The sequence below is a fragment of the Nesterenkonia sp. genome (assembly GCF_029265375.1).
Lineage (GTDB): Bacteria > Actinomycetota > Actinomycetes > Actinomycetales > Micrococcaceae > Nesterenkonia.
In genome coordinates this window covers 1-18,740 of sequence record NZ_JAJUJJ010000024.1, presented here as the reverse complement: position 1 = coordinate 18,740, position 18,740 = coordinate 1, and the positions used below count along the sequence as shown (strand labels likewise).

Annotated in this window: 17 protein-coding genes and 1 pseudogene; 5 read left to right on the top strand and 13 right to left on the bottom strand. The window is 68.4% G+C overall.

The annotated features are described in order from the left end of the window. Positions 1-5: 5 nt before the first annotated feature. The 9 genes from der to Q1K09_RS10130 form a co-directional block, all read right to left on the bottom strand. A complete protein-coding gene (der, locus tag Q1K09_RS10170) occupies positions 6-1,532 on the bottom strand; it encodes a ribosome biogenesis GTPase Der (protein ID WP_300345317.1) in 1,527 nt (508 codons plus the stop codon). Next, entirely contained in the window at positions 1,532-2,269 is a 738-nt protein-coding gene (gene cmk, locus Q1K09_RS10165) for a (d)CMP kinase (RefSeq protein ID WP_300345316.1), read from the bottom strand. Before cmk ends, der begins: the two co-directional genes overlap by 1 nt. Further along, positions 2,266-3,396, bottom strand: coding sequence for a prephenate dehydrogenase (locus Q1K09_RS10160; protein ID WP_300345315.1), 1,131 nt, complete (start codon positions 3,394-3,396; stop codon positions 2,266-2,268). The genes cmk and Q1K09_RS10160 overlap by 4 nt, the downstream gene beginning before the upstream one ends. Next, positions 3,389-4,348, bottom strand: coding sequence for a pseudouridine synthase (locus Q1K09_RS10155; RefSeq protein WP_300345314.1), 960 nt, complete (start codon positions 4,346-4,348; stop codon positions 3,389-3,391). Before Q1K09_RS10155 ends, Q1K09_RS10160 begins: the two co-directional genes overlap by 8 nt. Before the next feature lie 49 nt (positions 4,349-4,397). Continuing rightward, positions 4,398-5,051 (bottom strand): SMC-Scp complex subunit ScpB, encoded by a 654-nt coding sequence (gene scpB / locus Q1K09_RS10150; RefSeq protein ID WP_300345313.1) that lies wholly within the window; start codon positions 5,049-5,051, stop codon positions 4,398-4,400. After that, positions 5,048-5,947, bottom strand: coding sequence for a ScpA family protein (locus Q1K09_RS10145; RefSeq protein ID WP_300345312.1), 900 nt, complete (start codon positions 5,945-5,947; stop codon positions 5,048-5,050). The genes scpB and Q1K09_RS10145 overlap by 4 nt, the downstream gene beginning before the upstream one ends. A gap of 20 nt (positions 5,948-5,967) precedes the next feature. Further along, a complete protein-coding gene (locus tag Q1K09_RS10140; RefSeq protein ID WP_300345311.1) occupies positions 5,968-6,852 on the bottom strand; it encodes a ParA family protein in 885 nt (294 codons plus the stop codon). 118 nt (positions 6,853-6,970) lie between these two features. Next, positions 6,971-8,887 carry an acetate--CoA ligase gene (locus Q1K09_RS10135; RefSeq protein WP_300345310.1) on the bottom strand — a complete coding sequence of 639 codons (1,917 nt, stop codon included), beginning with the start codon at positions 8,885-8,887 and terminating at the stop codon, positions 6,971-6,973. A 147-nt stretch (positions 8,888-9,034) separates the two neighbouring features. Further along, complete coding sequence (locus Q1K09_RS10130; RefSeq protein ID WP_300345309.1) at positions 9,035-12,490, bottom strand: pyruvate carboxylase; 3,456 nt, start codon at positions 12,488-12,490, stop codon at positions 9,035-9,037. Positions 12,491-12,703: 213 nt separating this feature from the next. On the opposite strand from Q1K09_RS10130, the gene Q1K09_RS10125 reads away from it, so the two are divergent. Genes Q1K09_RS10125 through Q1K09_RS10105 form a run of 5 tightly spaced genes read left to right on the top strand, consistent with a single transcriptional unit; the run spans position 12,704 to position 17,274 of the window. After that, entirely contained in the window at positions 12,704-13,348 is a 645-nt protein-coding gene (locus Q1K09_RS10125) for a GntR family transcriptional regulator (RefSeq protein WP_300345308.1), read from the top strand. 32 nt (positions 13,349-13,380) lie between these two features. After that, on the top strand, positions 13,381-14,898 hold the full coding sequence (locus Q1K09_RS10120; RefSeq protein WP_300345307.1) for an MmgE/PrpD family protein: 1,518 nt from the start codon (positions 13,381-13,383) through the stop codon (positions 14,896-14,898). Beyond that, the gene (gene prpB, locus Q1K09_RS10115; RefSeq protein WP_300345306.1) at positions 14,898-15,806 is read left to right on the top strand and encodes a methylisocitrate lyase; all 909 of its coding nucleotides are present in this window, start codon (positions 14,898-14,900) and stop codon (positions 15,804-15,806) included. The genes Q1K09_RS10120 and prpB overlap by 1 nt, the downstream gene beginning before the upstream one ends. A 31-nt stretch (positions 15,807-15,837) precedes the next feature. Then, complete coding sequence (locus Q1K09_RS10110) at positions 15,838-16,974, top strand: bifunctional 2-methylcitrate synthase/citrate synthase (RefSeq protein WP_300345305.1); 1,137 nt, start codon at positions 15,838-15,840, stop codon at positions 16,972-16,974. Positions 16,975-17,028: 54 nt separating this feature from the next. Then, positions 17,029-17,274, top strand: a complete 246-nt coding sequence (locus Q1K09_RS10105; protein ID WP_366909318.1) for a VOC family protein — start codon at positions 17,029-17,031, stop codon at positions 17,272-17,274. Positions 17,275-17,279: 5 nt separating this feature from the next. Here the strand turns inward: Q1K09_RS10105 and Q1K09_RS10100 are convergent, their stop codons facing one another. From Q1K09_RS10100 to Q1K09_RS10085, 4 genes and pseudogenes are all read right to left on the bottom strand, one after another. Next, a complete protein-coding gene (locus Q1K09_RS10100) occupies positions 17,280-17,603 on the bottom strand; it encodes a type II toxin-antitoxin system RelE/ParE family toxin (protein WP_300345304.1) in 324 nt (107 codons plus the stop codon). Between the two features lie 12 nt (positions 17,604-17,615). Next, positions 17,616-17,915 carry a hypothetical protein gene (locus tag Q1K09_RS10095; RefSeq protein ID WP_300345303.1) on the bottom strand — a complete coding sequence of 100 codons (300 nt, stop codon included), beginning with the start codon at positions 17,913-17,915 and terminating at the stop codon, positions 17,616-17,618. 348 nt (positions 17,916-18,263) lie between these two features. Then, on the bottom strand, positions 18,264-18,521 hold the full coding sequence (locus tag Q1K09_RS10090; RefSeq protein ID WP_300345302.1) for a PspC domain-containing protein: 258 nt from the start codon (positions 18,519-18,521) through the stop codon (positions 18,264-18,266). A 100-nt stretch (positions 18,522-18,621) separates the two neighbouring features. Then, a pseudogene (locus Q1K09_RS10085) lies at positions 18,622-18,740 on the bottom strand (tyrosine recombinase XerD); the annotation flags it as partial.

Genomic DNA, 18,740 nt, shown 5'->3' with positions numbered 1-18,740 from the left:
CGCTGCTATCTGCGCTTGCGCTTCTCCCGCACCCGCATCTGCACCTCAATGGGTGTGCCGGTGAAGTCGAAGGTCTCGCGCAGCCGGCGGGTGATGAACCTCCGGTAGCCGGGATCCAGGAACCCGGTGGTGAACAGCACGAACTTCGGCGGCCGGGTGCTCGGCTGGGTGGCGAAGAGGATCCTGGGCTGCTTGCCTCCGCGCACCGGATGCGGATGGGCGGCCACCAGCTCCCCCAGGAAGGCGTTGAGCCTGCCGGTGGGGATGCGCTGCTCCCAGTTGGTCAGTGCGGTCTCCAGCGCAGGTGCCAGCTTGTCCTTATGCCACCCGGTGCGGGCCGACACATTGACCCGCGGGGCCCAGGAGACATGGCTCAGGTCGCGTTCGATCTCCCGCTCCAGGTAGTAGCGGCGCTCCTCATCGAGCAGGTCCCATTTGTTGTAGGCCAGCACCAGGGCGCGGCCGGAGTCGTAGGCCATCTGGACGATGCGCACATCCTGCTCGCTGATCGGCTCATCGACAGCCAGCAGCACGACGGCGACCTCTGCTTTGTCCAGCGCTCGCTGGGTGCGCAGCATCGCGTAGTACTCCGAGCCGGAGGCCATGTGCTGACGCCGTCGGATACCCGCGGTGTCTACGAACCGCCATTGGCTGCCGCCCAGCTCCACCAGTTCGTCCACCGGGTCGCGGGTGGTTCCGGCGATGTTGTCCACCACCACGCGGTCGGCTCCGGCCAGCTTGTTCAGCAGCGAGGACTTGCCCACATTCGGCCGGCCCACCAGGGCCACGCGCCGCGGCCCGCCCAGGGGGACCAGCCCGCCGTGCTGGGCGGTCTCCGGCAGGTGCTTCAGTGCGGCGTCGAGCAGGTCACCGGTGCCGGTGCCGTGCAGCGCAGAGATCGGGTAGGGCTCCCCCAGCCCCAGGTTCCACAGCGGGTAGACCTCGGCCATCTGGGCTGAGGAGTCGATCTTGTTTGCCGCCAGGAGCACCGGCTTCTTCTTCCGGCGCAGCATCTTCACCACGGCCTCGTCCACCGCGGTGGCGCCCACCAGACCGTCGAGCACGAAGATCACCGCATCGGCCTCATCCACGGCCAGCTCGGCCTGCTCGGCGACCCGCTTGTGCAGGCCCTTCGCGTCGGCCTCCCAGCCGCCAGTGTCCACCAGGGTGAAGTCCCGGCCGTTCCATTCGGCGTCGTAGGAGACCCGGTCCCGGGTCACCCCGGGCACGTCCTCCACCACCGCTTGGCGGGAGCGGATGATGCGGTTGACCAGGGTGGATTTGCCCACATTGGGCCTGCCCACAATGGCCAGCACCGGCGGCGCGGGCACAGCGGGGATCTGCTGCTCGCCGTCGTCGCCGATCTGCAGCAGCGCGGCGTCCTCATCCTCGAGCTCGTAGTCCTCCAGTCCGGCGCGCAGAGCCGCAGCCCGGGCCTCGGCCTCCTCCTCGGTGATCTCCGCCAGCCGCTGAGCCAGCCGGTCGTCGTCGCCGGCGGGGGTGTAGTCATCCCCGGGGGTCTCTGATGCCATCAGGCTGGTTCCTCCTGCACGGTCTCCACGCGACCGATCAGCGAATCCACTGCCTCCTGGAAGCTGAGGTCGGAGGAGTCCAGGACCGCGACCCCGTCTGCGGCCTCGGTGAAGTTGGAGGCGGCCGAGTCCCGCCGGTCCCGCTCCAGCACCTGGCGCTTCAGCGACTCTTCGCTCTGTCCGCCGCCCAGCTGCGCGCCGCGGCGGCGCAGCCTGGCCTCAGCGGAAGCGGTCAGCAGGACCCTCACCTGCGCATCCGGGGCCACCACGGTGGTGATGTCCCGGCCTTCGGCCACAATGAAGCCGGCGGCGTCGATGATGCGGCGCTGCGCGCTGATCAGCAGCTGGCGGGCCTTGCGGTTGGTGGCCACTTCGGAGACCTTCTCCGAGATCCGCGGCTCGCGGATCGCCTCGGTGACGTCGGTCTCCCCCACGGTGATCACCTGATGCTGCGGATCGGTGGAGATGTTCAGCGGCAGCTCCTCCACCGCCACGGCCACCGCGTCCTCGTCGGTGAGGTCCACCTGCTGCTGCAGGCAGTACCAGGTGGCGGCACGGTACATGGCGCCGGTGTCCAGATAGGCAGCACCCAGCTGGGTGGCCGCGGCACGGCACACGCTGGACTTCCCTGAGCCGGAGGGGCCGTCCACGGCGATGATCATCCGCCGCGCGGTGCTCTGCCGGTCCTCCGGAGCCTGCCCGGGCGCTCCGGAGCGCTGCTCTGTGCCTGTGCTCATGTAAGAACCACCTTCCATCCCATCCCGCGCAGGGCCTGGGCCAATTCGTCACGTCTGCCGGGCAGCACCGACAGCTCCACCATACCCACCTGGTGGCCGGCTGAATGCTCCATGCGCAGGTCTTCGACGTTGACTCCCACTGAGGCGACGTCGTTGAGCACTGCGGCGATCTGACCTGGCTTGTCGTCCACGATCACGGTCAGCACTGCGAAGGACTGCGGCGGGGCGCCGTGCTTGCCCGGGATCCGCACCACGCCGGCGTTTCCTTCGGCGATCAGCTGGGCGATATCGGCGTGCCCGCCCGGCGCGGTGGGGGCCTCCAGGGTGCTGATGAGCCGCTCCACGTCCTCGCGCAGCCCGTAGAGGATCTCCACCACAGGACGGGCATTGGCCGAGAGGATCTGCACCCACAGGTTGGGGTCCGAGGCGGCGATCCGGGTGACGTCGCGCAGCCCGTTGCCTGACAGCGCCAGCGCACCCACCGGGGCCTCCTGCAGTCGGGAGGCCACCAGGGAGGCGGCGATCTGCGGCAGGTGGGAGATCAGCGCGACCGATTCGTCATGGGTGGCCGCCGGCATCCGGTGCGCGCTGGCTCCCAGGATGCGGGCCATCTCCGCGGCGGTTTCCACCGCCTCCGGGCCGCTGAGCTGCTCCCCGGTGTCGGGGTCCTCTGCGGGGCAGATCACCCACGGCATGGAGGTGAACAGCTCACCGCGGGCGGCGACCGGACCGGATTTCTCGCGCCCGGCCATCGGGTGGGTGCCCACATAGCGGGCCAGGTGCTCGCGGCTCAGCGGGTTGGTCTCATCTGCGGCGGCGGCCAGCAGCTCAGCCAGGATCTGGACCTTCACTGAGGCGATGTCGATCACTGCCGCTTCGGGGTGCTGCAGCAGGGCGGCGGCGGTCTCCCGGGCGGTGACCTCCGGAGGGGCGGCGACGACGACGAGCTCCACCTCGGGAGCCTCGCCGCGCACTCGGGTGCCGGCACCGATGTCCTCGGCGATGGCCTCGGCGGTCGGTGAGGGGTCAGAGAGCCACACCTCGGCCCCGGCGGCGCGCAGGCCCAGCCCGATGCTGGCGCCCAGCAGCCCGGTGCCGCGGATCAGAGTCCGCACCGGTTCAGCCACGCCGGCTCCCGCCGTCGTCGGAGGCCGCGGGCGTGCGGGTGAGGTCTTTGAGGTGTCCGATCTCCTGGGCGCCGAGCTCGCGCAGCGTGCCCTGGGGCTGGTCCCCGATGACGATGTTGCCGATTCCGGTGCGCACCAGGCGGCGGACCGGGTGGCCGACGGCCTCAAACATGCGCCGCACAATCCGGTTCCGGCCCGAGTGCAGGGTGACCTCCACCATGGAGCGTCCGCCGATGGTGCCCATGATCCAGCAGCGGTCGGCGGCGATCGGGCCGTCGTCGAGCTCGATTCCGGACTCCAGGGACTTGGCGGTCTTCTTGGTCATCTCCCCGGCGGCCTCCACAAGGTAGGTCTTGGGCACCTCATAGGAGGGGTGGGTGAGCCGGTTGGCCAGCTCGCCGTCGTTGGTCAGCAGCAGCAGCCCTTCGGTCTCATAGTCCAGCCGGCCCACGTGGAAGAGCCGGGCGCGGCGCTGCTCTTCGTCCAGGAAGTCCTCGATGCTGCGCCGGCCCTCCGGATCGCGCATTGTGGACATGACTTTGGCGGGCTTGTTGAACATCACATAGCGGTGCTCGACGTCCAGGTTCACCAGCACGCCGTCGACGTGGATGGTCACTGCCTGCGGGTCCACCCGCACGCCGGGTTCGATCACCACGCGGCCGTCCACGGCCACCCGGCCTTCCGCGATGAGGTCCTCGCACACCCGGCGGGAGGCGACTCCGGCGGAGGCCAGGACCTTCTGCAGGCGGGTGCCGGAATCGGTGTGTACGGCGCGGAAATTGGCTTCGGCCTCATCAGCGCGGATCTTCACCGGCTTGGGCTGGGCGGCGATGAGCCGTTCGGGCTTCTCTGCGGCAAACGGCCCGCCCGGAGTGCCCGGCTTGGGAGTGCGGGGGGCCCGATTGGCCCGCGGCGCGGGCTTCCTGGTGCCGCGCTTCCCCTGAAAACTCATAGGCACAATCCTACCGGCCAACCCCAGCGCCTGATGACGCGCCGAGATCTCAGCCGGGGTTCTGTTCGCCGGCGACCTGGTCCACCTCGTCGACGCCGGGCAGGTGCGGGGAGAGCTGGGGCAGGTCCTCGATGCTGTCCAGGCCGAGGCGTTCGAGGAACTCGGCCGTGGTGGTGTACAGGGTGGCGCCGGTGACCGGGTCGGTGCCGGCGGTGTCCAGCAGTCCGCGCTGGACAAGAGTGCGCACCACCCCGTCCACATTGACCCCGCGGATCGCTGCCACCGCAGAGCGGGAGACCGGCTGTCGGTAGGCGATCACCGCCAGAGTCTCCAGTGCCGCCTGGGACAGCCGGGAGGTCTGGCCGCCCAGCACGAATGCGGAGACCTGGTCCGCATAGCGCAGCCGCGAATAGTACCGCCAGCCGCCGGCGACCTCGCGCAGCTCGAAGCCGCGCTCCCGTCCGCCGTCGGCACCGTCGGCTTCGGCCTTCAACTCATCCAGCAGGGCGACCACCTGGTGTTCGGGCAGATTCACCGCGGCGGCCAGCTCCGCGGGAGTCACCGGCTCCTCGGTGACCATCAGCACTGCTTCGACCGCGCCGAGGTACTCCTCGTGGGCCACCAGGTGGCTGCTGGAGGCCTCCTCCAGCGCGGGATCAGGCGTGCTGGCCTGCTCGGCCCCGTGGTTCGCAGAATCACTCATTGTGCCGGACCTCCTTCTGCCGCGGCCGCGGCTTGGGCGCCGCCGTCATCGCTGTATTCATCGCTGAGCTGGGCCGCGGCGCGCTCACCGGCGTCGGCGGCATCCTGATCCTGCTCCGCGGCCCAGGTGATGGTCAGCTCCGCCAGCGGGGCCTGCTGCTCGAATTCGATCTGCCGGTCGCGGAAGAGCTCCAAGAGCCCCAGGAACCGCACGACGACGACCAGCCGGTTCTCCGCGGCGGCCACCAGCTCGCTGAACCGGCACGTCCCAGCCCGGCGCAGCTGCTGGGTCATCGCCTCCATCTCCTCACGAATGTTGACCGCGTGGGCGTGCAGGTGCTCCAGCCGCACATGGTCGGGTTCGAACTCTTTGCGCGCGAACGCCCGTTCAGCCAGTGCCTTGATGTCCTCGGCCGAGGTGTTCCACACCAGCTCCGGCAGCAGATTGCCCATATCCGGATGCACCCCCGGCCGGCGGGGGAAGCGCCCGGCGTTCTGCTCAGCGGCCACAGCCATCTGCTCGGCGATCTGCTTGAACGCCTTGTACTGCAGCAGCCGGGCGAAGAGCAGGTCCCGGGCTTCCAGCGCCGCAATGTCCTCATCGGACTCCACCTCAGCGCCGGGCAGCAGCTGGGCCAGCTTCATGTCCAGCAGGGTGGCGGCGACGAAGACGAAGTTGGAGGACTCATCCAGCGCCCGCTGGGCCTCCAGGGTGCGCACATAGGAGATGAACTCATCGGTGACCTCGGCCAGCGCCACTTTGGTGACGTCCAGCCGCCGCTTGGCGATCAGCCCCAGCAGCAGGTCGAAGGGACCGTCGAAGCCGTCCAGATTGACGTGGAACCCGGATCGGTGCTCCGCGGTCTGCAGCTCCTCTGCCTCATGCACCTCCGTCACGGCCGGCCCCTAGGCTCCGGTCACGGTGAGCCGCCGCGGTAGATCAGCTCGCGGGCCAGCTGCCGGTAGGCCTTGGCGCCGTCGTGCTTAGCCGCGTAGTTGGTGATCGGCTCGGCGGCCACCGAGGCGTCGGGGAACTTCACCGACCGTTTGATCACCGTTTCGAAGACCTTCTCCCCGAAGGCCTCCACAATCCGCTGGATGACCTCCTTGGCGTGGGTGGTGCGCAGGTCCACCATGGTCACCAGCACGCCGTCGATCTCCAGGTCCGGGTTGATCCGGTCCTGCACCTTCTCAATGGTGTCCTTCAGCAGAGCGACTGCGCGCAGGGCGAAGAACTCGGCCACCAGCGGGATGATCACCCCGTGGGCGGCGGTGAGCGCGTTGACTGTCAGCAGGCCGAGGCTGGGCTGGCAGTCGATGATAATGACGTCGTAGTCGTCCCGGACCTTGCGCAGCGCCCGGTCCAGCACCTGCTCGCGGCCGACCTCGGTGACCAGCTGGACCTCCGCGGCGGAGAGGTCGATATTGGCCGGCAGCAGATCCACTCCGGGCACGTGGGTGGAGATCAGGACGTCGTCGACGCTCACGCCCTTTTCCATCATCACGTTGTAGACCGTGGTGTCCAGTTCGTGGGGATTCGCGCCCAGGCCGGCCGAGAGCGCCCCTTGAGGGTCGAAGTCCACCATGAGCACCCGGCGCCCGTATTCGGACAGCGCGGCGGCCAGATTGATGGCCGAGGTGGTCTTGCCCACGCCGCCCTTTTGGTTGACCATGGCGATCACGCGCGCCGGCCCGTGGGAGACCAGCAGCTCCGGCTCGGGGAACTCATGCTTGGGGCGGCCGGTGGGGCCGATGATCGCGTCACCGTGGATGGTGCGCAGCTCCTTCGGCTCGTTCGTCAACGTGCACTCCCCTAACGATGCTGGGCAGGCCCCGCACCCGGGACCCCGGTCAGTGTCCCGACCAGATTACCCGGTGAGGTCCCGCGGGCAAGGTCAGCCTTCAACCAGCCGGCTGTGCTCACCGCCGCAGCACCGGGATCAGCTGCTCGATGACTTGGGGGTCTTCGATGGTGGAGGGCACGGTGTAGTCCTCGCCGTCGGCGATCTGCCGCATGGTCTTGCGCAGGATCTTGCCTGAGCGTGTCTTCGGCAGCGCGGGCACCACCGCCACGTCCTTGAAATCGGCCACCGGACCGATGCTGCTGCGCACTTGGGCGACCAGCTGGTCCCGCAGGGTGTCCTCATCGATCTCGGCACCGGCTTTGAGCACCACGAATCCGGCCGGCCGCTGCCCTTTGAGCTCATCGGAGAGGCCGATCACCGCGCATTCGGCCACCGCGGGGTGCTCGGCCACGGCGGATTCCATCTCCCCGGTGGAGAGCCGGTGGCCGGAGACGTTGATCACGTCGTCGGTGCGGCCCATTACGTAGATATAGCCGTCGGAGTCGATGTAGCCCGAGTCACCGGTGGTGTAGCAGCCGGGGAATGCCGAGAGATAGGCGTCGATGTAGCGCTGATCATCGCCCCACAGAGTGGTGAGGGTCCCCGGCGGCAGCGGCAGCCGCAGCGCGATGTTGCCGTGCTGGTCGGCGGGCAGCGGCTCCCCCATCGGGTCCAGGACGACGACGTCGTATCCGACCATGGGCAGGGTGGCGGATCCTTCCTTGACCGGCAGCTGCTGGATGCCGACCGGGTTGGCGGCGATCGGCCAGCCGGTCTCGGTCTGCCACCAGTTGTCGATCACCGGCACTCCCAGGCCGTCCCCGATCCACCGCTGGGTCTCTGGGTCCAACCGCTCGCCGGCGGCGAAGAGCCACCGCAGGCTGGAGGTGTCGTAGCCGGCCAGGTGGCTCAGCTGCGGATCCGCCCGGCGCACGGCCCGCAGGGCCGTGGGCGCGGTGAACAGGGTGGTGACCTGGTGGTCCTGGACCAGTCTCCAGAAGGCCCCGGCGTCGGGGGTGCCCACCGGTTTGCCCTCGTAGAGCACGGTGGTGGCTCCGGCCAGCAGCGGGGCGTAGACGATATAGGAGTGCCCCACCACCCAGCCGACGTCGGAGGCGGTCAGCATGGTGTCCCCGGGGTTGACGTCGAAGATCGCGGAGATGGACCAGCGCAGGGCCGTGGCCGTGGAGCCCTGGTCCCGCAGCACGCCCTTGGGCCGGCCGGTGGTGCCGGAGGTGTAGAGCACATACAGCGGGTCGGTGGAGGCCACCGGGACCGGCGGGGCGGGTTCGGCGTCGCTGAGCAGCTGCCGCCAGTCGTGCCAGCGGGCGGGAGTGCCCTCGGGGATCTGCTCGGCGGCCGGGGCGAAGCCGTGGCGGTGGAGTACGACGACGTCGCTGACGGCGTGCTGGGCTGCGGCCACGGCCTCGGCGACTTTGGGCATGTATTCGATCCTCCGGGTGGGCTCGACCCCTCCGCTGGCGGTGAGCACCGCCTTGGGCTGGGCATCGTCGATCCGGGAGGCGATCTCCTTGGCGGCGAATCCGCCGAAGACCACCGAGTGCACCGCACCCAGTCGGGCGCAGGCGAGCATAGCGGTGACTGCCTGCGGGATCATCGGCATGTAGATGATCACCCGGTCGCCGCGGCCGACTCCCAGTCCGGCGAGCATCCCGGCGGTGGCGGCCACCTCATCGCGCAGTTCGGCGTAGCTGTAGCTGCGCGAGTCCTCGGTGACGGCTGAGTCGTAGATCAGCGCGGTGGCCTCTCCCCTGCCGGCGTCGACGTGCCTGTCCAGGGCGTTGTGGCAGATGTTCAGCTCGCCGTCGGGAAACCAGCGGTAGAGCGGGGCGGCCGAGTCGTCCAGCGCGCGGCTGGGGAACCGGGTCCAGTCCAGGTCTCGGGCGGCCTGCAGCCAGAACCCTTCCGGGTCCTCCAGGGAGGCGGCGTGCAGTGCCCGGTAGTCGGTGTCTGCGGCGTGCGTCTGCGGCATGGCGGACCCCTTCGTCGGCTCGCGGCTTCTCAGCGTGAGGTGATACACCTCACATCATAGACACCGCGCTGCCTGTCCTGGTGGCAGGTGTGCCGCGGTCGGCTGGCCGGGCACCGCAGCGGCGCGACGAGCCTCAGCGGCTCCGGCTCAGGATGGCTCGGGCTCGATGACCAGCAGCAGGTCCCCGCCCTCGACCTGCTGCACGCCGTCGAAGAGCGTGCGGGTCACCGTTCCGGACCGTGGGGCGGTGATGCTGGCCTCCATCTTCATCGCCTCGATGGTCGCCACCGACTGGCCGTCCTCCACTGTGTCGCCCTCCTGGACCGCCAGGGTGACCGCGCCGGCGAAGGGAGCCGCCAGGTGGCCCGGGTGGTTCGGATCGGCCTTCTCCGCGGAGCGGACGGTGACCTCCACGCTCTCATCGCGCACCATCACCTGACGCAGCTGGCCGTTGAGGGTGCACATCACGGTGCGCATGCCCTTCTCGTCCGGCTCGGAGATGGTCTGCAGCGTCACCAGCAGCCGCACACCCTTGCCCAAGGAGATCACATGCTCCTCCCCCGGGGTCAGCCCGTAGAGGAAGTCGCGGGTGTGCAGGACCTGCAGATCCCCATAGGTCTCCCGGGCCTTCTCATAGTCACGCGCCGGACCGGGGAACAGCAGCCGGTTCAGAGTCTGTCTGCGGGTGGCGGAGTCGCCGGCGAGCGCCTGGGCGTCCTCCTCCGCGAGGGTCTCGTCGATCGCTTTGACCGTGCGGCCCTCCAGGGCGCGGCTGCGGAAGGGTTCGGGCCAGCCTCCGGGAGGATCTCCCAGCTGGCCGGCCAGGAATCCGATGACCGAATCCGGCAGGTCGAAGTCCTGCGGGTTGGCTTCGAACTCCTCCGGTGAGACTCCCAGGCCCACCAGCTGCAGGGCCAGGTCGCCCACCACTTTGGAGGAGGGCGTGACCTTCACCAGCCGGCCCAGCATCTTATCGGCGGCGTAGTACATGTCCTCGATCTCTTCGAACCGCTCGCCCAGGCCCAGGGCGATTGCCTGCTGGCGCAGGTTGGAGAGCTGCCCGCCGGGGATCTCGTGCCGGTAGACCCGACCGGTGGGTGCCGGCAGCCCGGATTCGAAGGGCTGGTAGATGGCGCGCACGGCCTCCCAGTAGGGCTCCAGCGAGGCCACCGCATCCAGGCCCAGCCCGGTGTCACGCTCGGTGCCCTCCAGGGCCGCCACCAGGGCTGAGGCCGGCGGCTGGGAGGTGGTGGAGGCCATCGAGGCTGCGGCGACGTCGACGGCGTCCACCCCGGCCTCCGCGGCGGCCATCAGAGTGGCCAGCTGTCCGCCGGCGGTGTCATGGGTGTGCAGGTGCACCGGGACCTCGAAGCGTTCGCGCAGCGCGGTGACCAGGGTGCGGGCCGCCTGCGGGCGCAGCAGCCCGGCCATGTCCTTGATCGCCAGGATGTGCGCTCCGGCGTCGACCATCCGCTCGGCCAGCTGCAGGTAGTAGTCCAGGATGTAGAGCTGTTCGCCGGGGTCGGTCAGATTTCCGGTGTAGCACAGGGCGGCCTCGGCGACTGCGGTGCCGGTGGCTCGCACGGCTTCGATGGCGGGGATGATCTGGTCGACGTCGTTGAGCGCGTCGAAGATCCGGAAGATGTCCACCCCGGTGGCGGCGGCCTCGGCCACGAAGGCTTCGGTGACCTGCAGCGGGTAGGGGGTGTAGCCGACGGTGTTGCGTCCGCGCAGCAGCATCTGCAGCGGAATATTGGGCATCTCCGCCCGCAGCAGCGCCAGCCGCTGCCAGGGGTCTTCGGAGAGGAACCGCAGGGCGACGTCGTAGGTGGCCCCGCCCCAGACCTCCGCGGAGAACAGGCCCGGGGTCACATGCGCCACTGCCGGTGCGGCGGCCAGCAGGTCCCGGGTGCGCACCCGGGTGGCCAGCAGCGACTGGTGGGCGTCGCGGAACGTGGTGTCGGTGACTGCCAGGGCTGTCTGCTCGCGCAGCCGGGCCGCGAAGGCTTCCGGCCCCTCGGCCAGCAGCAGGTCCCGCCAGCCGGGCGGCTTGGGGTGTTCGGAGGGGCCGTCGAAGGGGCTGCGGTCGGGCTCATCGCGCTTATCCCCGGGGAAGCGGGGAAGCTTATCGCGGGGGTCTATGCCCTCGATCCGTGGGCCGTGGGGCTTGTTGACCGTCACTTCGGCCACATACTGCAGCGCCTTGGAGCCGCGGTCCTGGGAGCGGTTGACCTCGGTGAGCTCCGGGTGGGTGTCGATGAAGTTGGTGGCCACGTCCCCGGCCAGGAACTCCTCAGAGTCCAGCACATTGAGCAGGAACGGGATATTGGTGGCCACCCCGCGGATGCGGAATTCGGCCAGGGCTCGGCGGGCGCGCCGCACTGCGGTGAGGTAGTCGTAGCCGCGGCAGGTGAGTTTCACCAGCATCGAGTCGAAGTGCGGGCTGATCTCCGCCCCGGCGTAGACGGTGCCGCCGTCGAGCCGGATGCCGGAGCCTCCGGCGGAGCGGTAGGCGGTCACGGTGCCGACGTCGGGCCGGAACCCGTTGGTGGGGTCCTCAGTGGTGATCCGGCACTGCATGGCCGCCCCGCGGATCCGCAGCCTCTCCTGCTCAATGCCCAGGTCAGCCAGGGTCTCCCCGGCGGCGATGCGCATCTGGGCGGCCACCAGGTCCACGTCGGTGATCTCCTCGGTGACGGTGTGCTCCACCTGGATCCGCGGGTTCATCTCGATGAACACGTGCTCACCGGCCCGCTCCCCCTCGGTCTCCAGGAGGAACTCCACGGTTCCGGCGTTGCGATAGCCCATGGCTTCGGCGAAGGCCACGGCGTCCCGGTAGAGGGCCTGGCGCACCGTATCGTCCAGATTCGGGGCCGGAGCGATCTCCACGACCTTCTGGTGCCGGCGCTGCAAGGAACAGTCCCGCTCGAAGAGGTGCACCACATTGCCCTGCCCGTCGGCCAGGATCTGGACCTCGATGTGCCGGGGGCGCACCACGGCCTGCTCCACAAACACGGTGGGGTTGCCGAAGGCGGTCTCGGCTTCGTTCATCGCCTCCCGCAGGGCCCCGGGCAGGTCCTCGCGGCGGGCCACCCGACGCATACCGCGGCCCCCGCCGCCGGCGACTGCTTTGACGAAGATCGGAAAGCCGATGCGGTCGGCCTCGGCGATCAGCTCATCGGGGTCGGAGGAGGGTTCGGAGCTCTCCAGCACCGGGATCCCGGCCTCACGCGCAGCTCGCAGGGCCCGCACTTTGTCCCCGGTGGATTCCAGCACCTCAGCCGGGGGCCCGATGAAGGTGATGCCGGCCTGCTCGGCGGCCCGGGCCAGCTGGGGGTTCTCCGAGAGGAATCCGTAGCCGGGATAGATCGCATCGGCCCCGGCGTCGCGGGCAACCCGCAGGATCTCCTCCGTGTCCAGATAGGCGCGGACCGGATGGCCCTCCTGCCCGATCCGGTAGGCCTCGTCAGCCTTCTGGCGGTGCATCGAGTTGCGGTCTTCATGGGGATAGACCGCCACGGTTCGGGCTCCCAGCTCGACGGCGGCGCGCAGGGCGCGGATGGCGATCTCGCCGCGATTGGCCACAAGAATCTTCGAGAACATGCAGTTCAGGCTCCTTGTCTTGGGGCTCGGGCCGCGTCATTGAGGCCCGAGGGTCCGGCGCAGGGCACCGTATGCGCCGTCTTCAGATGCGACGACGAGCACAACGGTAGCAATCACCGGCCCCGCCCGCCGCATGTATACACAAACAGGAAATACGCCGAAAAAAGTGGCCTGGATCTCGTGTTCCTTGGCAGCTGTGTATACACTGCAGGTATGCGCGCCAGTGACGCAGCGTACGCCACGCTTCGTGAAGAGATCCTGGAGGGACAGCTCTCCCCCGGATCGGTGCTGACTGAGACCGAACAGTCCCACCGCCTGGGGGTCTCCCGCACCCCGGTGCGCGAGGCGCTCTCCCGTCTGGTGGCCGACGGGCTCGCCGTCCAGTCCCCCGGCCGAGGCACCGTGGTCAGCGAGATCTCACTCAACGACGTGGACCGCCTCTTCGAAGTGCGCATCCCGTTGGAGACCCAGGCAGCCGCTCTGGCCGCCCAGCGGGGATCCGCTGTGGTCTTCGCGGAGCTGGCCGAGGAGTTCGACGCCGCCTGCGCGGAGTCCGACCCGGAGGTGCACTACGAGCTGGCCGCCCGGATGGACGCCGCCGTGGATGAGGCCGTGGCCAATCCGTACCTCAGCACCATGCTGGCCGGACTGCGCGTCCACCTGGCACGCATCCGGCGGCTGGCCAAGGATCAGCCGCAGCGGCTGGCCGCCTCCGCCGCCGAGCACCGCGAGATCTGCCGCTGCATCGCCGCCGGTGATGCGGTGGCCGCAGAAGCCGCCACCCTGCTGCACCTGCGCCGCAGCCTGACCTACATCTCCGACCAGCGCCGGGCAGCGGCCCTGCCGGCGCACACCTGAGCCCCACCGATACGAGAGGACACCACCGCACGATGATCGAACACACTGTGAAGGTCTACCGCAGCGAGGAGAATCTGCCGCGCGAAGACCAGCTCGCCCACAAGATCGCCCAGGTCGCCGTCGACCCGGTGGAGGTGGAGGCTGAGGTCACCGAGATGGTCATCAACCGGATCATCGACAACGCCGCAGTGGCCGTGGCCTCCCTGACCCGCGCCCCGATTGTGGCCTCACGGGCCCAGGCGCTCTCCCACCCGGTCTCCTCCGGCGGATCCGGTGCCACCATCTTCGGCATCGGCGAGGTCAGCAGCCCGGAGTGGGCCGCGTGGACCAACGGCGTAGCGGTGCGCGAATTGGACTACCACGACACCTTCCTGGCCGCCGACTACTCCCACCCCGGCGACAACATCCCCCCGATCCTGGCGGTGGCTCAGCACACCGGCGCCTCCGGCGCGCAGCTGATCCGCGGCATCGCCACCGGATACGAGATCCAGGTCAACCTGGTCAAAGGCATCTGCCTGCACAAGCACAAGATCGATCACGTCGCCCACCTGGGCCCCTCGGCCGCCGCCGGACTGGGCACTCTGCTGGGGCTGGACACGGAGACGATCTTCCAGGCGGTGGGCCAGGCCCTGCACACCACCACCGCCACCCGTCAGTCCCGCAAGGGCGAGATCTCCACGTGGAAGGCCCATGCGCCTGCCTTCGCCGGCAAGATGGCCGTGGAGGCGGTGGACCGGGCGATGCGCGGGCAGACCTCCCCGGTGCCGATCTACGAAGGGGAGGACGGCGTCATCGCCTGGATGCTGGACGGACCCGGCGCCGAGTACACCGTGCCGCTGCCGGAGGCCGGCGAGCCCAAGCGCGCCATCCTGGACACCTACACCAAGGAGCATTCGGCCGAATACCAGGCCCAGGCCTGGATCGACCTGGCCCGGAAGCTGCACACCGAGCATCCCGAGGTCACCGACCCCAAGAACGTGGAGTCGGTGCTGATCCGCACCAGCCACCACACCCACTATGTGATCGGCTCCGGAGCCAACGACCCGCAGAAGTACAGCCCCACCGCCTCCCGGGAGACCCTGGACCACTCGATCCCCTATATCTTCACCGTCGCCCTGCAGGACGGCGCCTGGCACCACGTGGACTCCTACGCCCCGGAGCGCGCCGGCCGCGCCGACACCGTGGAGCTGTGGCAGAAGGTCACCACCGAAGAGGACCCGGAGTGGACCCGCCGGTACCACTCCCTGGACATCTCGGAGAAGGCCTTCGGAGGATCAGTGGAGATCACCCTGACCGACGGGCGGGTCATCACCGATGAGATCGCCGTGGCTGATGCCCATCCGCTGGGTGCACGTCCCTTCGCCCGCGAGCAGTACATCGCGAAGTTCCGCACCCTGGCCGAAGGGGTGGTGGACCCTGCGGAGACCGCTCGGTTCCTGGACGCCGTGCAGAACCTGGAGAACCTCGGCGCCGGGGAGCTGAACCAGCTCAACGTGGTGGCCGCCGAGGGCGTCATCGACCCCACCGCTGCCCCGAAGGGACTGTTCTGATGCTCTACGCCTCCACCACACCCGAGCAGAAGCGCCGTCATCTGCGCAGCATCCTCACACCGGGGGCTGCCCGGCAGTTCCCCGGCACCTTCACCCCGCTGAGCGCTCCGCTGATCGAGGAGAAGGGCTTCGACGGCCTCTACATCTCCGGGGCCGTGCTGGCCAATGAGCTGGGCCTGCCGGATATCGGGCTGACGACTCTGACCGAGGTGGCCGCCCGGGCCGGACAGATCGCCCGGGTCTCGAACCTGCCGGCCATCGTGGATGCCGACACCGGCTTCGGCGAGCCGATGAATGTGGCCCGCACCGTCCAAGAGCTGGAGAACGCCGGACTGGCCGGCTGCCATATTGAGGACCAGATCAACCCCAAGCGCTGCGGACACTTGGACGGCAAGTCGGTGGTGGACATCGACACCGCCGCCAAGCGGATCCGCGCCGCCGCTGACGCACGCCGGGATGAGAACTTCCTGATCATGGCTCGCACCGATGTGCGTGCCGTGGAGGGGCTCGACGCCGCCGCAGACCGCGCCAAGGCGCTGGTCGACGCCGGGGCCGACGCCATCTTCCCCGAGGCGATGGCGGACCTGCGCGAGTTCGAGACCATCTGCCGGGCGGTGGATGTGCCGGTGCTGGCCAATATGACCGAGTTCGGCAAGTCCGAGCTGTTCACCCGCGACCAGCTGGCCGATGCCGGGGTGGCGATGATCATCTACCCGGTGACCTCGCTGCGCACTGCCATGGGCGCCGTCGAGCGCACCCTGGATGTGATCCGCGACGAAGGCACCCAGCAGCCGGCGGTGGAGACCATGATGACCCGCGCCCGGCTGTACGAGCTGGTGGACTATGAGTCCTACAACAGCTTCGACACCGGCATCTTCAACTTTGATGTGCCCTCCCGGCCCCGCTGAGGCGTGGCCCCCACCAGGTAAGGAGTGACCCATGAACGACACTGACGTCCGCAAGGGCCTGGCCGGCGTAGTGGCCGACCACACCGCCATCTCCAAGGTCAACCCGGAGACCAACTCGCTGCTCTACCGGGGGTACCCGGTCCAGCAGCTCGCCGCACAGCTGAGCTTCGAGGAGGTGGCGCTGCTGCTGTGGACCGGCGAGCTGCCCAGCGAGGCCGAGCTGGAGGAGTTCGTGCAGTTCGAACGCAGCCACCGGGCCCTGGACCCCCGGGTCAAGCAGGCGATCGATCTGCTGCCCACCGACTGCCATCCCATGGATGTGGGACGCACCGCCGTCTCGGTGATCGGGGCCAATGACCCCGATTCGGAGGACTCCTCCGCAGAGACCGAGCTGCTCAAGGCCAAGAAGCTCTTCGCCGCCTTCCCCGCGGTGGTGGCCTACGACCAGCGGCGCCGGCGCGGCCAGGACGTGGTGGAGCCCCGCGATGATCTGGACTATTCGCAGAACTTCCTGTGGATGACCTTCGGGGAGGAGGCCGCCCCAGAGGTGGTGGACGCTTTCCGGGTCTCGATGGTGCTCTACGCCGAGCACTCCTTCAACGCCTCGACCTTCACCGCACGCGTGGTGACCTCCACCCTGGCCGATCTGCACTCGGCGGTCACCGCGGCTATCGGCGCGCTGAAGGGTCCGCTGCACGGCGGGGCCAATGAGGCGGTGATGCACACCTTCGACGAGATCGGCATCCGCACCGATGAGACTCGCCAGCAGGCCGCTGCCCGCGCCAAGACCTGGATGGAGGAGGCGCTGGCGGCCAAGCGGAGGGTGATGGGCTTCGGCCACCGGGTCTACAAGAAGGGCGACTCACGGGTGCCCACCATGAAGCAGGCCCTGGATGCGATGATCGAGCACTACGGGCGCCACGAGATCCTGGGTCTCTACGACGGGCTGGAGCAGGCGATGGATGAGGCCAAGGGCATCAAGCCGAATCTGGACTACCCGGCCGGTCCGACCTATCACCTGATGGGCTTCGACACCGAGATGTTCACCCCGCTGTTCATCGCCTCCCGGATCACCGGCTGGACGGCGCATGTGATGGAGCAGCGGGCTGACAACTCGCTGATCCGCCCGCTGAGCGCCTACAGCGGACCCGAGGAGCGCCACCTCTGAGCCGGTTCCCGCACCCTGCGGGCTCGCCCCAGGCCGCACCGATGGCCACACCTGGTGCTGCTGCGGCCGCGGCACGGGCCCGGACCGAATATCTCACTGGACGCCCAGGCCTCTGAACGCCACCTGCCGCCGCGGATGCATCTGGACCTGTACGCGCAGGATCAGGAGGCTGAGGTCCAGCGCCTCACGGTCCTGGGAGCCCGACAAATCCACTGGGACCGCAGACCCCAAGATGCCGACTACATCATCATGGAAGACCCAGAAGGAAACCGGTTCTGCGTGGTCGATGCATCCCAGTAACCGGCTCAGTCATTGGACCAACGAGCTGGGGCCTGAAGACGTGATTCGTAGTCCTGCCTGCTTGAGTACACAGCTACGACTTCCACGTGGCCACGGATCACTCGATAGGCGACCACTATTCGCTTGTCGTAGAACGCCAGGCGGCACCCAGCGGCGATATCCTGGCGTACTGACCGAGACTCGGCGGTCGATAATAGCGTCTGACAGAAATCTACGATTTTGAAGTGATCCGAATCTGCTATCTCCGGACCAGCTACTTCGTCGAGGTACTCCCAACGGCGCTGTAAATCAGCAATTGCAAGATCGGTGAAATGAAGCTTCGACGCCATAACAGGCTCGGACTATGCTACGCGGCGAGAGGCAGCCCTCGTATGCTGCATTGCCTGGTGAAGATCTTCCAGAGTGCGGTTCCGCGAGGGGTGATCCTCCGGAAGCCGATCCAGTTCCGCGATTCGCCCTTTGATGTCCTCTTGCAACGCAGCAGGCAAGCCTTCAGGTTGCCCTTCAGCACCCAGCTCTCGGTCCAGACTCTTGCTGATGGCGTCGCTGATATCCGAATACATACCAGCCCGCACACGACTCTCCAGTGCTTCAGCTTGCTCTACTGGAAGTGTCACGGTGTACTGGCGATTGCTTGCCATATTGGACCTCCTCCAACGACTAATCCCAGTCTACGCGTGCTTCGATGCTCTTAGGGGTGCCACTGCCAGCTCCAGCTGTTCAACCCTCCAGCTCCGGGCCAAGCCGAGGCTGCCCGGGTTAGCACACGCTTCACTGCACCTGTGCGACAGCTGGGTGGGCGACGTTGTTGACCTGGATCTGTTCGACCGGATCTTTGGCAGTGATGCTCATGAGCCGCAGTTCCTTGCGACCGGATTTCCTGAAGCGATGCTGATGGCAGAATCGTGCGGTTTCCGCCCAGGCGAAACGCCCCAGGATCCTTGGACCCGGTAATACCATTCGCGGGAAGCCTAAAGCCGGCAGGTGAGTCAGTGCGGTCCTCGGTCCCCGCTGGCGAAGAGACGCTCCAGCGGGATCGAGCCGTCCTGCCACGGGGTGAGCACCCACACCAGCAGATAGAGGCCGATGCCGAGCCCCGGCAGCAGGAATGTCAGCAGCACCACCAGCCGGGTCAGCCACACATCGGTTCCCAGCCGGTAGGCGATGCTGCCGGCGATGCCGCCCACCAGCCGGTGGGGGCCGCGCCGGAAGCCGAGGTTCCTGATGGAGTCGAAGAAGCCGCTCATAGCACTGACAGTACGCCGCCTGCCGGCGGTGTGACAATGCTTGCGCCCGCGCCGGGTCCTGCGCCCACGCAGTCCGGGAGTTATGCAGCGTCGGCGCAGATCAGAGCGCGCGCGGATGAGCGGTGGCGTACTGTTCGCGCAGGGATTCGGCGGTGACCTTGGTGTAGATCTGGGTGGTGGTCACCGAGGCGTGGCCCAGCAGCTCCTGGACCGTACGGA

Coding starts and splice junctions, on each gene's coding strand:
- Q1K09_RS10125 (WP_300345308.1), top strand. CDS start 12,704: ATGCGCGCCAGTGACGCAGCGTACGCCACGCTTCGTGAAGAGATCCTG.
- Q1K09_RS10100 (WP_300345304.1), bottom strand. CDS start 17,603: ATGGCGTCGAAGCTTCATTTCACCGATCTTGCAATTGCTGATTTACAG.
- Q1K09_RS10090 (WP_300345302.1), bottom strand. CDS start 18,521: ATGAGCGGCTTCTTCGACTCCATCAGGAACCTCGGCTTCCGGCGCGGC.
- Q1K09_RS10135 (WP_300345310.1), bottom strand. CDS start 8,887: ATGCCGCAGACGCACGCCGCAGACACCGACTACCGGGCACTGCACGCC.
- Q1K09_RS10130 (WP_300345309.1), bottom strand. CDS start 12,490: ATGTTCTCGAAGATTCTTGTGGCCAATCGCGGCGAGATCGCCATCCGC.
- scpB (WP_300345313.1), bottom strand. CDS start 5,051: ATGAGTGATTCTGCGAACCACGGGGCCGAGCAGGCCAGCACGCCTGAT.
- Q1K09_RS10155 (WP_300345314.1), bottom strand. CDS start 4,348: ATGAGTTTTCAGGGGAAGCGCGGCACCAGGAAGCCCGCGCCGCGGGCC.
- der (WP_300345317.1), bottom strand. CDS start 1,532: ATGGCATCAGAGACCCCCGGGGATGACTACACCCCCGCCGGCGACGAC.
- Q1K09_RS10120 (WP_300345307.1), top strand. CDS start 13,381: ATGATCGAACACACTGTGAAGGTCTACCGCAGCGAGGAGAATCTGCCG.
- cmk (WP_300345316.1), bottom strand. CDS start 2,269: ATGAGCACAGGCACAGAGCAGCGCTCCGGAGCGCCCGGGCAGGCTCCG.
- Q1K09_RS10110 (WP_300345305.1), top strand. CDS start 15,838: ATGAACGACACTGACGTCCGCAAGGGCCTGGCCGGCGTAGTGGCCGAC.
- prpB (WP_300345306.1), top strand. CDS start 14,898: ATGCTCTACGCCTCCACCACACCCGAGCAGAAGCGCCGTCATCTGCGC.
- Q1K09_RS10095 (WP_300345303.1), bottom strand. CDS start 17,915: ATGGCAAGCAATCGCCAGTACACCGTGACACTTCCAGTAGAGCAAGCT.